General features: G+C 52.3%; 10 protein-coding genes. 8 read left to right on the forward strand and 2 right to left on the reverse strand.

Features of this window, described 5'->3' with window-relative positions; genetic code table 11:
• The first annotated feature begins 92 nt into the window (after nt 1-92).
• From ACHZB8_RS16565 to ACHZB8_RS16600, 8 genes are all read left to right on the forward strand, one after another.
• The gene (locus tag ACHZB8_RS16565) at nt 93-2,309 is read left to right on the forward strand and encodes a primosomal protein N' (RefSeq protein WP_316861939.1); all 2,217 of its coding nucleotides are present in this window, start codon (nt 93-95) and stop codon (nt 2,307-2,309) included.
• A gap of 255 nt (nt 2,310-2,564) precedes the next feature.
• Nucleotides 2,565-3,125, forward strand: coding sequence for a F0F1 ATP synthase subunit delta (locus tag ACHZB8_RS16570; protein WP_316861941.1), 561 nt, complete (start codon nt 2,565-2,567; stop codon nt 3,123-3,125).
• Entirely contained in the window at nt 3,125-4,654 is a 1,530-nt protein-coding gene (gene atpA / locus ACHZB8_RS16575; RefSeq protein WP_316861942.1) for a F0F1 ATP synthase subunit alpha, read from the forward strand. The genes ACHZB8_RS16570 and atpA overlap by 1 nt, the downstream gene beginning before the upstream one ends.
• 31 nt (nt 4,655-4,685) lie before the next feature.
• Nucleotides 4,686-5,573, forward strand: a complete 888-nt coding sequence (locus tag ACHZB8_RS16580) for a F0F1 ATP synthase subunit gamma (RefSeq protein ID WP_316861945.1) — start codon at nt 4,686-4,688, stop codon at nt 5,571-5,573.
• A gap of 23 nt (nt 5,574-5,596) precedes the next feature.
• Nucleotides 5,597-7,024, forward strand: coding sequence for a F0F1 ATP synthase subunit beta (atpD, locus tag ACHZB8_RS16585; protein WP_316861947.1), 1,428 nt, complete (start codon nt 5,597-5,599; stop codon nt 7,022-7,024).
• A gap of 144 nt (nt 7,025-7,168) precedes the next feature.
• Complete coding sequence (locus tag ACHZB8_RS16590; protein WP_316861948.1) at nt 7,169-7,573, forward strand: F0F1 ATP synthase subunit epsilon; 405 nt, start codon at nt 7,169-7,171, stop codon at nt 7,571-7,573.
• A gap of 413 nt (nt 7,574-7,986) precedes the next feature.
• Complete coding sequence (locus tag ACHZB8_RS16595) at nt 7,987-9,984, forward strand: methyl-accepting chemotaxis protein (RefSeq protein WP_316861949.1); 1,998 nt, start codon at nt 7,987-7,989, stop codon at nt 9,982-9,984.
• 443 nt (nt 9,985-10,427) lie between these two features.
• Nucleotides 10,428-12,533 carry a methyl-accepting chemotaxis protein gene (locus tag ACHZB8_RS16600; protein WP_316861951.1) on the forward strand — a complete coding sequence of 702 codons (2,106 nt, stop codon included), beginning with the start codon at nt 10,428-10,430 and terminating at the stop codon, nt 12,531-12,533.
• Nucleotides 12,534-12,635: 102 nt separating this feature from the next.
• Here the strand turns inward: ACHZB8_RS16600 and ACHZB8_RS16605 are convergent, their stop codons facing one another.
• Entirely contained in the window at nt 12,636-13,139 is a 504-nt protein-coding gene (locus ACHZB8_RS16605; RefSeq protein ID WP_316861953.1) for an RNA pyrophosphohydrolase, read from the reverse strand.
• Between the two features lie 10 nt (nt 13,140-13,149).
• The gene (locus tag ACHZB8_RS16610) at nt 13,150-14,262 is read right to left on the reverse strand and encodes a divergent polysaccharide deacetylase family protein (RefSeq protein WP_316861955.1); all 1,113 of its coding nucleotides are present in this window, start codon (nt 14,260-14,262) and stop codon (nt 13,150-13,152) included.
• Nucleotides 14,263-14,318: the final 56 nt, after the last annotated feature.

The raw sequence follows: 14,318 nt of genomic DNA on the forward strand, positions 1-14,318 counted from the left end.
ATGTTCCATAAACCAAAGTTTTAGGTGCGTCAGCCCCGTTCAAAGGTATAAGTCATTTATTTTGTATGATGAAATAAATAAAAGGGATCATCTTGTCGTTAATATGCCAAATTGTCTCAGTTCTTGTGCCTGTCTATGTGGATAGTTGCTACAGCTATCGCGTTCGTGCACGGGGTTTGGAACTTTTTGATGAAGCGGCGGGAGAGGGGACAGACGTCAGGATCGAACCGGGGCAAGTGGTCAGGGTGCCTTTGGGACCACGATCCGTGCTTGGTGTGGTGTGGGATGACGCGAGCGAATTCTCCGACGAATCGCGACTCAAGGATATCGAGCATGTTTATGATGGCGTGGTCCTGAGCGGCGATTTTCGAAAATTCATCGATTGGATTGCGCAATATACGCTTGCCCAGCGCGGTATGGTTCTACGCATGGTTCTGCGAGGGGAAGACGCGCTTCTGCCTCCCAAACCCGTTTCGGCGTTACGCTTTATCGGAGATGCTCCGGAGCGTATGACAAAGGCGCGTGCGCGAGTTCTTGAGGCGATGGCGGGGGGATTGGCAGAGACCAAGTCTGATATTGCCGAGCGGTGCGGCGTGTCTGCTTCCGTCATCGATGGACTGGTCAAATCCGGCACGCTCTCCATGTGTGAACTGCCTGCCCCTGTTCTCATGGAGCCTCCGCAGGCGAATTTCTCGCCACCTTCCTTGTCCGAAATGCAGGACAGTGCGGCTGCGGAGCTGCGCCGAATCGTCAAAGAGCAGCAATTTGCCGGAGTGCTGCTCGATGGTGTGACGGGTTCCGGCAAGACGGAGGTCTATTTCGAGGCGGTGGCCGAGGTGCTGGACCAGGGCAAGCAGGTGCTGATCATGGTGCCTGAAATTGCCCTGACCGATGCATTCCTCAAGCGTTTCGAAGCGCGGTTCGGTGTATGCCCCGGTGAGTGGCATTCCGGTCAGTCCCAGCGCTACAAGAATCTGATCTGGCGTGGCGTTGCGACAGGAGACGTGCGGGTTGTTGTCGGCGCGCGCTCTTCGCTGATGCTGCCCTTTCAGAATCTGGGGTTGATTGTCGTCGATGAAGAGCATGATGGCGCCTACAAGCAGGAAGACCGGGTGATCTATAATGCCCGCGACATGGCTGTTGTTCGGGGGCACTTGTCCGGTTTTCCGGTCATTCTGGCCAGTGCGACTCCCTCGGTCGAGAGCCGTAACAATGCCGATCTTGGACGCTATGAGCATATAAGGCTGCCCAGCCGTTTCGGTGGGCAGTCTATGCCGGACATCACGCTCATCGATATGAGAGCCGATCCTCCCGAGAAGGGTAGCTGGCTGTCGCCTCTTCTGGTGCAGGCGGTTGATGAAACGCTTGAGGCGAAGCAGCAGAGCCTGCTGTTCCTCAATCGGCGAGGCTATGCGCCTCTGACGCTGTGCCGCACCTGCGGGCATCGCTTTCAGTGCCCGAATTGCTCGACATGGCTGGTCGAACACCGATTTCGCAAGCAATTGGTTTGTCACCATTGCGGCCATACGGAAGCGGTCCCACCTGTCTGTCCACAGTGTGGCGATGAGCATAGTCTCGTGGCCTGTGGTCCCGGAGTCGAGCGAATTGCCGAAGAGGCCGCGAGCCGGTGGCCGGATCGACGTATCGTGATTCTTTCAAGCGATCTCATCCATGGTGTGCAACAGCTGCGAGCGGAATTGGAGCTGGTTTCCTCGGGCAAGGCAGACATCGTAATAGGCACACAATTGGTTGCAAAGGGACATAATTTCCCGGCAATGACCCTTGTGGGGGTGATCGATGCGGATTTGGGGCTTGCCCATGGCGACCTGCGTGCTGGTGAAAAAGTCTTTCAGACTTTAGCCCAAGTGACGGGTCGGGCCGGGCGCTTGCATGGACAAGGACGCGGTTTTTTGCAGAGCTATATACCGGATCATCCAGTTATTGCTGCGCTTGCGAAGGGCGATCGGGAAGAGTTTTACACATATGAATTAGACCAACGTCGCAAAGCAGCCATGCCACCTTTTGGAAGACTGGCGTCCGTCATCTTGTCCTGTGAGCACAGGGAGGCCGCTCTGGCCTATGGTCGGGATATGATCCGGGCGGTTCCTCACACCGAAGGCGTGAGGGTGCTTGGGCCTGCGGAAGCCCCGCTTTCTGTGCTTCGCGGGCGTTTTCGCTTTCGTCTGCTTGTCAGTGCTCCCAGAAATTTTCCGCTGTCTCAATGGCTTCGTCAGTGGCTTCAAGACTGCCCCAAAACCACAGGATCTTTACGTATACAAATTGATGTAGACCCGGTGTCTTTCGTTTAGAAAATGCGGATTGCAGAATAAGGATTTTAGTGTACAAAATGCTTTGTCCATCGTGTTTTAGGCACGATTTAAGACTTTTGACTTTGATCCCAATGTTGCGCATGCTCATTGCTTGTGCTAGACGAGCTAGCGGTTTCAGGGTTAAACATCCCCGGACAGATGAGACATACTCCCAGTAAGGCAGTGGGTCCTCATAGTGGTCTTCGCCTTAAATTGAATGTTGGGAGCATTCTCCAAATGTCAGAGAGCGACCAAGTGACAGATACTAATTCAGAGATATCAGGAGTGGCTGATCGTTACGCAAAAGCGTTGTTTGATCTCGCTCTTGAAGAAAAGGCAATCGATGCGGTCGAGGCAGACATGGCTCGCGTTGGTGCCATCATCGATGAAAGTGAAGATTTCGCGCGACTGATCGAAAGTCAGGTCTTCACTGCCGACGAGCAACTGGCCGGAACCTCCGCTTTGTTGGAGAAGGCTGAAATTACTGGCATCGTCGGAAATTTCGTTCGTGTCGTTGTTCATAATCGCCGGCTTTCTTCCCTGCCCGGCATTATCAAAGCTTTTCGCAAAATTCTTTCCCGTCATCGTGGTGAGCAAGTGGCTGAAGTCACATCGGCGCAGCCTCTTGATGATGCCGATCTGAAGACGCTGACCGCGTCGCTCAAGGAAGCAATGGGCAAGGAAATTGCAATTCATGCCAAGGTTGACGCAGAAATTCTGGGTGGCCTTGTCGTCAAAGTAGGTTCGCAGATGATTGACTCCTCTGTGCGCACTAAACTCAACTCGCTCAAGATTGCACTGAAAGAGGTCGGCTGATGGATATTCGGGCCGCGGAGATTTCCGCAATCCTCAAAGAGCAGATCAAAAACTTCGGTTCAGACGCAGAAGTCTCCGAAGTTGGTCAGGTTCTGTCTGTTGGTGACGGTATCGCCCGCGTCTATGGTCTGGATAATGTCCAGGCTGGTGAGATGGTGGAATTCCCTGGTGGAATGCGCGGTATGGCGCTCAACCTTGAAATGGACAATGTCGGCGTCGTGCTTTTCGGCGACGACCGCGGCGTTAAGGAAGGCGATGTGGTCAAACGGACCGGCGCCATCGTTGACGTACCTGTCGGCAAGGGCCTTTTGGGCCGTGTCGTTGATCCGCTCGGTAACCCAATTGACGGCAAAGGCCCAATCGAGGCCGATGAACGCCGTCGTGTGGATGTGAAGGCACCGGGTATCATCCCGCGCAAATCCGTTCACGAACCAATGCAGACCGGCCTCAAGGCTGTTGATGCGCTCATCCCGATCGGTCGCGGTCAGCGCGAGCTGATCATTGGTGACCGTCAGACCGGCAAGACCGCGATTGCGCTCGATACCATTCTGAACCAGAAATCGGTCAACGATACCGATGATGAGTCCCAGAAGCTTTATTGCGTCTATGTCGCGGTTGGCCAGAAGCGCTCGACTGTAGCTCAGTTCGTGAAAACGCTCGAAGAAAATGGCGCTCTGGAATATTCCATCGTTGTTGCCGCGACCGCGTCCGATCCTGCTCCAATGCAGTATCTGGCTCCATTTTCCGGTTGTGCAATGGGCGAGTTCTTCCGTGACAACGGGATGCATTCCCTCCTTGTCTATGATGACTTGACCAAACAGGCTGTCGCCTATCGCCAGATGTCCTTGTTGCTCCGCCGCCCACCGGGACGTGAAGCTTATCCTGGTGACGTTTTCTATCTGCATTCCCGTCTGCTTGAACGCGCAGCGAAACTGAATGAAGATAACGGCGCTGGTTCCATGACCGCTCTGCCGGTGATTGAAACCCAGGCGAACGACGTTTCGGCCTTTATTCCAACCAACGTGATTTCGATCACCGATGGTCAGATCTTCCTTGAAACCGACCTGTTCTATCAGGGTGTTCGCCCTGCTGTGAACGTTGGTCTGTCGGTTTCCCGCGTGGGTTCTTCTGCGCAGATCAAGGCTATGAAACAGGTTGCCGGTCCCATTAAGGGTGAGCTGGCCCAGTATCGCGAAATGGCTGCCTTTGCGCAGTTCGGCTCCGATCTGGACGCAACCACCCAGCGCCTGCTGAACCGTGGTGCCCGTCTTACCGAGCTTCTGAAACAGCCGCAATTCTCTCCGCTCAAGGTGGAAGAGCAGGTTGCTGTGATCTATGCCGGTGTGAACGGTTATCTGGATCATGTTGAAGTGGGTCGGGTTCACGATTTCGAAGAAGGTCTTCTTTCCGTGATGCGTAACGAGCACAAGGATGTGCTCGATATGATTCGCGAGAAGAAAGCACTGGACGACGAAATTACATCCAAACTGAAGGCGGCGGTTGACGCATTCGCGAAGAATTTCGCGTAAATGTTGAGACTGACGGGGAACGGAGGCTATTATGCCAAGCCTTAAGGACCTCAAAAATCGTATCGCCTCGGTTAAGGCGACGCAGAAGATTACCAAAGCCATGCAAATGGTTGCGGCTGCCAAACTCCGCCGTGCGCAAAGCGCGGCGGAAAATGCGCGGCCCTATGCCGAACGGATGGAAGAGGTGCTGGCCAACGTGGCTTCCAGGTGTGCAATCGACAATGACGCACCCAAGCTGTTGGCTGGAACCGGGTCTGATCAGACCAATCTGTTTCTGGTTTGCACGGCTGAACGTGGTCTTTGTGGCGGCTTCAACTCTTCTATCGCTCGCTTGGCGCGCGATAAGGCTCGCGTTTTGAAAGCTGAGGGCAAAACAGTCAAGATGATCTGCGTCGGTAGCAAAGGCTACGACGCGCTTAAAAGTGAATTCGGCAAGGATATTATTGAGGTCGTGGATATGCGCGACGTCAAGACGATCCGGTTTACTGATGCCGAAGCACGCATTGGACGTCCCGTTCTCACACGATATGAGACTGACGAGTTCGATGTTTGCACGCTCTTTTATGCGAGGTTCCAGTCTGTGGTTTCACAGGTGCCGACTGCGCAACAGATCATTCCGGCTGTTTTTGAAGAGAATGAAGGCGATGGGTCTGAATCATCCGGTGCAATCTATGAATATGAGCCGGATGAGGAACAAATCCTTTTGGATCTTTTGCCAAGAAACGTGTCGGTGCAGATTTACCGTGCGCTTCTTGAAAATGGTGCTTCTGAGCAGGGTGCTCGTATGTCCGCTATGGACAATGCGACACGCAATGCCGGGGATATGATCGGGAAATTGGAACTTTCATATAACCGTCAGCGTCAGGCTCAGATCACTGGTGAACTGATTGAAATCATCTCGGGTGCTGAGGCGCTTTGACGGCGATTGATGAGGACAGACGAATGGCAGCAACTGAAGCTACCGGACGTATCACGCAGGTTATCGGCGCTGTTGTGGACGTCCAGTTCGAGGGTGAACTTCCACCTATTCTGAACGCACTTGAAACAGAAAATAATGGTCATCGCCTCATACTTGAGGTTGCTTTGCATCTGGGTGAGAACACCGTTCGCACCATCGCGATGGACAGCACCGAAGGTCTTGTGCGTGGTCAGGGCGTAACCGATACCGGCAAAGCTATCGCAGTGCCGGTTGGCGAACAGATGCTTGGCCGTATTGTCAACGTGGTTGGCGAGCCAGTGGATGAAGCGGCTGAGCTTGATGGCTCATTGACCCGCGAAATCCATCAGCCAGCACCGGCCTTTGTCGAACAGTCCACCGAAGCGGAAATTCTGGAAACCGGCATCAAGGTCGTGGACCTGCTGGCTCCTTACGCCAAGGGTGGTAAAATCGGCCTGTTCGGTGGTGCCGGTGTGGGCAAGACCGTTTTGATCATGGAACTGATCAACAACATCGCGAAGGCCCATGGTGGTTATTCGGTGTTTGCAGGCGTTGGTGAACGGACCCGTGAAGGGAACGACCTTTACTGGGAAATGATCGAATCCGGCGTGAACAAGGAAGGCGGCGGAGAAGGCTCCAAATGCGCCCTTGTTTATGGCCAGATGAACGAGCCTCCCGGAGCGCGTGCCCGTGTTGCTTTGACCGGATTGACGGTCGCAGAGCATTTCCGTGATGAAGGTCAGGACGTTTTGTTCTTCGTGGACAACATCTTCCGCTTCACACAGGCCGGTTCTGAAGTGTCTGCGCTTCTGGGTCGTATCCCGTCTGCTGTGGGTTACCAGCCAACTCTGGCAACCGACATGGGCGCGCTTCAGGAACGTATTACCACAACGACCAAGGGCTCGATTACATCCGTGCAGGCCATTTATGTGCCGGCCGATGACTTGACTGACCCGGCACCAGCGACCTCCTTTGCCCACCTGGATGCAACGACGGTTCTGAACCGTGCGATTGCTGAAAAAGGCATCTATCCGGCAGTGGATCCGCTTGACTCGACATCCCGTATGCTTGACCCGCGTGTTATCGGTGAAGAGCATTATCAGGTTGCCCGTCAGGTACAGGAAACCTTGCAGCGCTATAAAGCTCTTCAGGACATTATCGCCATCCTCGGTATGGACGAGTTGTCTGAAGACGACAAAATGGCTGTTGCACGCGCTCGTAAAATCGAGCGGTTCCTCTCCCAGCCGTTCCATGTTGCGGAGGTCTTTACCGGCTCTCCTGGCAAACTGGTTTCGCTGGAAGACACCATCAAGGGCTTCAAGGGTCTTTGCAATGGTGAGTATGATCATCTGCCAGAAGCTGCTTTCTATATGGTTGGGTCCATTGAGGAAGCCGTCGAAAGAGCAGAAAAACTCGCTGCTGACGCTGCGTAGGCAATGTCACTCCATTAAGGGCATGTCGATTGGTCAAGCGACATTCGGCATGCTCCTACTGTTTGTCAAGGCGCGATTCATTTTCCGGCCCGCGAGGGCTTGACGGGAAAGCGCGCGCAAGCGGGAAGAAAGTAGGTATTTGTTATGGCCAATGCTTTCAGCTTTGAACTTGTATCACCAGAGAGGCTTGTTCTTTCTGAGGCCTGCGTTGCGGTTATCGTACCAGGGTCCGACGGTTACTTCACCGTACTCGACGATCATGCTCCCGTGATAGCGTCTATCGGTCCGGGAATTCTCGAGGCTCAACTGGAAGATGGCAGCCGCCGCGATATTTATGTTCGTGGTGGTTTTGCTGATGTGAATGGCGGCAGTTTGAAGGTTCTGGTAGAGCAGGCTTTGCCTGTTGAAGAACTGGATCACGAAAAGGTCGTTGAACTCATCAAGGCCGCGGAACAAGATATCGAGGACGCCGAGAATGCGGACCTGCGGCAAGAAGCAGAATTGCGATTGGCGCGTCTTAAAAAAATTCAGGGTGCTGTCGACAAGTAACGCCACTATTCCATTTATGAACTGCATGAACCGTGGGTATTTACCCGCGGTTTTTTATTTCAAACTTCAAAATATTTGAAATCAATAAAACTGACATAGACAAAACTACATAGCTGATCCGTATTAGTAAAGTTTGACAATCCCTGTAATTTATTACAATAAAGAAATGATTTTATCTTATGATTTTATGACTTTTACTTTGTTATAGATAACAAATCTCCGAATTTTAAGGAAAAATTTACCATACATTCAAATATTATTCTTTATCGAAGTGTGTGCGTCAAACCCGTCTTTTCCAAACAATAATGGGGGCATGAACAATGTCGGATAGTTCCGTAGTTTCGGATCTCGCGAGTGGACAAGGGGCCACTCTTTCGCCGAATTCCAAAAAAAAATCCCTGGCCTTTTCAAACATGAAAATCGGTTACCGAATATTTGGTGGGTTCATTTTCGTGCTTCTGATTATCGCTGGGCTCTCGACATTCTCATACCGTAGCCTCAATCAGCTGGACGCGAATTTCGAGCATTATGGTGACTTCGCGGCAGACGCCGTTCTTGCCACCAACCTCAAGACCCAACTTACAAATGTGCAGCTTTCTGCCCTGAACTTCATGTCCACGGCGACACCTGAGAATGAAAAGAAATTCAAGGATGAATATCGTGTGCTGGAAGAAATTCTCGCTCAGGTGCACGAAGAGATCCACAATTCGGATCGTGTGAGCCGGATCGAAAAGATTGACGAGAATCTGGCCACCTACAAGGCCGGTTTTGAGCGGTTGGTCGAGTTGATGAATTTGCGGAATCTGACGATCTACACCACGATGGCAAAAATTGGCAACGAGGTGAATGACAGGGTCAACAATATCAACCAAAGTCTCTCGACGTCCATGGACAGCACTCTGGCTCTGCATGCAGCGAAAATTCAGGAAAACATGCTCAAGGGGCGTTTGAACATCATGAAGTATGTCGATGACAACAAGTCAGAGACAGCTGATAGTGTCATTAAGAATTTTGAAGACTTGCGCACTCACGAACAAATACTTAGAAGAAAGCTTCCCTCAGGGCCGGTTACAAGCGACCTGACTGCCTTGATCAAGAAGCTGGATGAATATGAGAAGTCGGTTGAACTGTTGCGGCAGACGATTGACGAGCGGAATAGCGTGCGTGTGGAAACGCTCAATGGCAAGGCAAATGAAATTCTGACTCTGGCTTCAGAAATCGTCGTTTCCCTGACCAAAGACAGCAAGTCGATCGAGGGCACCGTGCAATCAAGCTTTGATAGCACACGTGAGCTTACATTGATTGTCAGCATCGTTGCCATTGTCATCGGCCTTGTTGCAGCCTTCCTGATTTCAAACAGCATTACCAAACCCGTGATCTCACTCACAAAAGTGATGCAATTGCTCTCCAACAACAATCTTGAAGTCGATGTGGTCGGCAAGGACAGGGGAGATGAGGTGGGCCAGATGGCTGGTGCCGTCGAAATCTTCAAGCAAAATGCCATTCGTACCAAGCAGCTGGAAGCAGAACAGGAAGAGCAGGCCAAACGCGCCGAACTTGAAAAACGCGCCATGATGGAAAAAATGGCAGATAATTTCAACGAGCATATCGGCGGAATCATTGATAGCGTGTCTACCGCTTCCGTGCAGCTCAATTCGAGCGCCAGCTCGATGGCTGAAGCTTCGGAACAGACCGAACATCAGGTGTCAGAGGTTTCGGCAGCTTCCGAGCAGACCTCCAGCAATGTTCAGACTGTTGCAACTGCGACTGAGGAAATGACCAGCACGATTGCTGAAATCAGTCAGCAGGTCAAACAGGCGTCGCAGTCCGCTAAAGATGCTGTTGGCAAGGTTGATGCGACGAATGAGCAGATGGTCTTGCTCGCACAGAATTCGACCAAAATCGGTGAAGTCATCGAGATGATTTCCCAGATTGCCGAACAGACCAACCTGTTGGCGCTTAATGCAACGATCGAATCTGCCCGCGCTGGCGAAGCTGGCAAGGGATTTGCGGTGGTTGCAGGCGAAGTCAAAGAACTTGCTGGCCAAACCGCCAAGGCGACAGATGAAATCGCGCATCAAATTCATGAGATTCAGTCTGGTACTGAAAAAGCGTCCCTGTCGATGCAGGATGTCAGTCATGTCATCGAACAGCTCGACATTTTCACCGCGACGATTGCGACCGCTATGGAGCAGCAGACCGGTGCGACCAACGAAATCTCAAATAGTATTCAACAGGCCGCACGCGGGACCGAGATTGTCAATGGAAGCATCTCAACAGTTTCCGTTGCTTCTCAGAAGTCTGCGCAGGAAGCCAACCAGGTCATGCAAGCATCAAGCGAGCTGCAAAAACAGTCCGAGTTCCTGAAGGAAGAGGTCAACAGCTTCATTACGCATATCCGCCAGGGTTAGCATGATGGCTTCTGCGCATCCTCAGCACCTGTCACCGTGAATGGCGACAGGTGAAGGATCAGGAAATCTTGACACTAAATCATTGCCGCGGGTCGACAGGCTCGCGGCATTTATTTTGGTATTTGACTGCCGAGTGCGCATTTCATTTCTCAGTTTTACATATTCAAATATAATAAACGTAACTGTAAGTATTTATATTATAAATGCTTTTTGGCAATAATTCTGTTCAGGTCTGTCGCTATCCTTATCCGAAATATTGGTTTCTGCCGTATAAATCGGTAATTATAACAATTAATAAACTAAATATGTCATTTTGCATCAATCGGTTATTAAGACAATCTTAATTCGCCAGCAATTGTTAATCTTTTGTTAACCATAATTAGAAAGCTTGAATTGCAGTGACTACTATTCGCTCTTTTTAGTTTTGTTTGGAGACACAAGGGATGTCGTTGCAGACCGGGGCTATTGTATCAGACGCAAACTTGTCAGCTATCACCAGCAGACCTGCGGAGCAGGCGTCTTCGAAGAAGTCGATGGGCTTCAAGATCGGGCACAGAATCTATTTGGGATTCACGATCGTCCTACTTCTGCTGGTAGGCATGACGGTGTATGGGGCTCTGCAAATGGCGAGCCTTGAAAAGAGGATCGTTTTCTATGGAGACAAGGCGGGCGACGCATTGCTTGTTTCCGATTTTCAGCGCGCCGTTTTGGAAACTCAACTGGCAGCGCGTGAATATGTTGCAACCATTACGCCCGAGGGGGCGAAAGAGGCTGCGATACGCTTCAATTCTCAATATGACAACGTTCTCAATCTCATGGTTGACGCAAAGGGAGAACTACAGCAGCCTGATCGCGTCGCGCTTCTGAACAAGATTGATGATCATCTCAATTCGTACAAAACGGGCTTTTCCGACATTACGAGGCACAAAGGGAAGTTTCACACTTTGCTCTATGATGTGATAGCCCCTGCCGGGACGAGGGTTATGGAGGCGCTCGACTCCATTCGTGAAAATGCCTTTGACAGCAATCAGATTGTGGTGATGGACAGAGTTGCCGATGCAGAGAAACACCTATTGCTGGCACGCCTGTTCGTTATGAAATACTGGGCTGACAGCAACAGGAAGTCCGCGGATCTTGTGAATGACAATCTTAGAAGCCTTGAGAAAAAGCTTAAGGAAATCAAAGGACTTCTGGCGGGTTCTGCGCAGCTTGACCTTATTGAAGAGGCTTTGAACAAGGAAGATCTCTACCGGACATCATTCGAGATGATGTTCCAGTCGATCGAGGAAAGCAATCAGATCCGTGAGCAAACGCTCGATCTTGGAGCATCGGACATTCTGGCGAAGTCGAGGGACATTACCGCTTTGGCAAAAGCGGATGAGGAAAGCACGCAGGCCGAAGTGAATGCGCAGATCCATTCCACGCAAATGATGCTGATTGTCGTGGGCGTGGTTGCCGTGTTCGTGGGGCTCGTCAGCGCCTTTATCATTGCGCGGGGGATCACCAAGCCGGTTCTGACGCTCACCACGGTGATGGCACGGCTGGCCCATAATGACCTCACGGTCAAGATTCTCGGCTCTGAACGTGGCGATGAGATCGGGCAAATGGCCTCGGCGGTAGAAGTCTTCAAGCTCAATGCCATCAGGGCACGGGATCTTGAGGCCGAACAGGAAGAACAGGCGCGGCGCGCCGAAGAAGAAAAGCGGGCGATGATGCTCAAGATGGCAGATGATTTTGATGCCCATGTCGGCGGTATCGTACAGTCCGTCTCTTCCGCGTCCGAAGAGCTCAATGCCAGTGCCAAGTCCATGGCCGATGTTTCCGAGCGGACGGAAAAGCAGGTGACGCAGGCTTCTGCTGCTTCCCAGCAGACATCGGGCAACGTTCAAACCGTGGCGAGTGCGACCGAGGAGATGACAAGCACGATTGGCGAGATCAGCGAGCAGGTCTTGCAGGCGTCGAAATCGGCGCGTGAAGCGGTCAACAAGGTCAACTTCACCACGAAGCAGATGACGATGCTTGCAGAAACGTCATCCAAGATTGGCAAGGTCGTCGAGATGATCTCGAGCATTGCAGAGCAAACCAACCTTCTGGCTCTGAATGCCACGATCGAGTCCGCACGGGCTGGGGAAGCTGGCAAGGGATTTGCCGTGGTAGCCGGTGAAGTGAAGGCGCTGGCAGGGCAGACGGCCAAGGCGACCGATGAAATCGCTCAACAGATCGAGGAAATTCAGACGGCAACGGGAGAAGCCTCGACCTCGATGCAGGAAGTCAGCCACGTTATTCAGAGTCTTGATGAAATCTCGACAGCAATCGCCTCGGCAATGGAAGAGCAAAATGCGGCGACGAAAGAGATTTCCGGCAGCATTTTCCATGCCGCACAGGGAACCGAAGTGGTCAATGAGAATATCGAGTCCGTTTCCAGAGCATCTCAGGAAGCGGCGGCGGCATCCACTCAGGTCATGTCCGCTGCTGTCGAGCTTGGCAAGCAATCGAGCATTCTTCAGGCCGAAGTCGAGAAGTTCATCGCCAAGGTGCGGGAAGGATGATTTGAAGGGTGAGCGCGAAAAGGCTGCCTCTCTTCATGGGAGAGCAGCCTTTTTTGCTTTTCAGTCAGACTTGCAGGCTTGAGCAAAGGGTGGGCTCGGTCGTCATTCGACCAAATTCAGAAACGCAGCGACAACCTTTTCATAGACATCTCTCTTGAACGGCACGATGAGGTCCGGTGTCGTTGTGAGGTCGCCCCAGCGCCAATCCTCGAATTCCTGAGGATGTTTGCCTTTGGCGGGACTGATGACCTCGATTTCCTCTTCATCGCCCTCAAAGCGGAAGGCAAACCAGCGCTGACGTTGCCCCTTGTATTTGCCAACCTTGCCCGCCTTGACGATGTCGTCAGGGAAATCATAATAGAGCCAGTCAGAGGCTTCTTGCAGCAGGCTGACATGCTTGATGGAGGTTTCTTCGTAAAGCTCGCGAATGGCCGCTTCAAGAGGCTCTTCGCCTTTGTCGATACCGCCCTGCGGCATTTGCCAGCAATAGGGACTGTTTTCCAGCTCTGCGGCCGAAACCCGCTTGCCGATCCAAACCTGATTGTTCTTGTTGAAGACGCAAATGCCAACGCAGTCGCGATAGGGAAGGTCTTTGTTCTTGGGCATGTGATTGCGCCTATTGATTTAGAAGTGTTGTCACCGGAACAAGAGCAAAGCCGCGTTTGCGCAAGGACTGGGTCCAGTCGGAAATGGTTTTGATAGAGGCGGGAAAAGCTGAGGCGACGCCAAGAGCTGCGCCCTTTTCCTGAGCAATCGATTCAAGCTGTACAAGACGGGTTTCAATGTCGGAGGGTCGCCCGCGGAAATCGATGACCAGATCTGATCGCAGGTTCGGGACATTCATCTTGTTTGCAATCATGGTAAGGCGGCTGCGACCGGAATCCCCATTTTCAACATACATGAGGCCGTTGACGCGCAGCTCGTGGATAAACTCGGATCCAGCCACCTCGTCAGAGGAGAAACGCGCGCCCATATAGTTGATCACACCGACATACTGATCCAAACGGCCCAGAACCCAATGCAGATTTGCCTTGTTGGCATCCGCATTTGCCGATGAAAGCAGGGTGTGCGGTCCCGGATCATTATTCGGATAATCGAATGGTTCCATGGGAACCTGAACCAGCAGCTCATGGCCCTGGCTTCTGGCTCGCTGCGCCCAGCGAGCAAGGCTGTTGCCATAGGGCGCAAAGGCCAGAGAAATGTCGGGCGGAAGCAGCGTGAGCGCTTCTTCTGTTGTCGTCTGGGACAGGCCCAGACCATCAATGATAACAGCAATTTTCGGCAGCCCGGCAATTGCATCAGTATTGACCGGTCGCGCGAAAGTCTGGAATGGAGCATCTCCGCTGGTTACCGGGGATGTGTTCAGGCTGGGATCAGAGGGATCCAGCACGCGAATCGTGCCGGCGTTATCGGCACCTGAATCCATACTATCGGAGGAGCCAGTCTCCATGCCCAGCGGGGTTGGCATGGATGTTTCGGGAATTCCGGGCTTGATGCCCGGCCTTATGCTGGCGACACCGACGCGCGTGTTGGTGGGCATCGTGGAGCCCAGATCGACTTCTGCGGTTGGGTGGCCCCCGTTCGGATTGTCGCTAAAGAGGATGGTTGCCGGCAGTCCGACCAATACAAGTGCCAAAGCCGAAAAGGCGCCCAGCATAAAAAGTTTGCTTGAGCTCAATCCTGCCTTTTTGCCTTGGCCAAGAGGCTTGCTGAGATCATTCGCCGCCACGATCCGTCTCCTCAAGAGGAAAAAGGTGAGCGAAAGCGCCCACCTTTTTCGTCACT

It is taken from the genome of uncultured Cohaesibacter sp. (genome assembly GCF_963556055.3).
In the GTDB taxonomy this organism is placed as follows: domain Bacteria; phylum Pseudomonadota; class Alphaproteobacteria; order Rhizobiales; family Cohaesibacteraceae; genus Cohaesibacter.

Bases quoted from the DNA above. Each gene is read 5' to 3' on its own strand.
- atpA (WP_316861942.1), top strand. From the start codon at position 3,125: ATGGATATTCGGGCCGCGGAGATTTCCGCAATCCTCAAAGAGCAGATC.
- ACHZB8_RS16580 (WP_316861945.1), top strand. From the start codon at position 4,686: ATGCCAAGCCTTAAGGACCTCAAAAATCGTATCGCCTCGGTTAAGGCG.
- atpD (WP_316861947.1), top strand. From the start codon at position 5,597: ATGGCAGCAACTGAAGCTACCGGACGTATCACGCAGGTTATCGGCGCT.
- ACHZB8_RS16590 (WP_316861948.1), top strand. From the start codon at position 7,169: ATGGCCAATGCTTTCAGCTTTGAACTTGTATCACCAGAGAGGCTTGTT.
- ACHZB8_RS16595 (WP_316861949.1), top strand. From the start codon at position 7,987: ATGAAAATCGGTTACCGAATATTTGGTGGGTTCATTTTCGTGCTTCTG.
- ACHZB8_RS16600 (WP_316861951.1), top strand. From the start codon at position 10,428: ATGTCGTTGCAGACCGGGGCTATTGTATCAGACGCAAACTTGTCAGCT.
- ACHZB8_RS16605 (WP_316861953.1), bottom strand. From the start codon at position 13,139: ATGCCCAAGAACAAAGACCTTCCCTATCGCGACTGCGTTGGCATTTGC.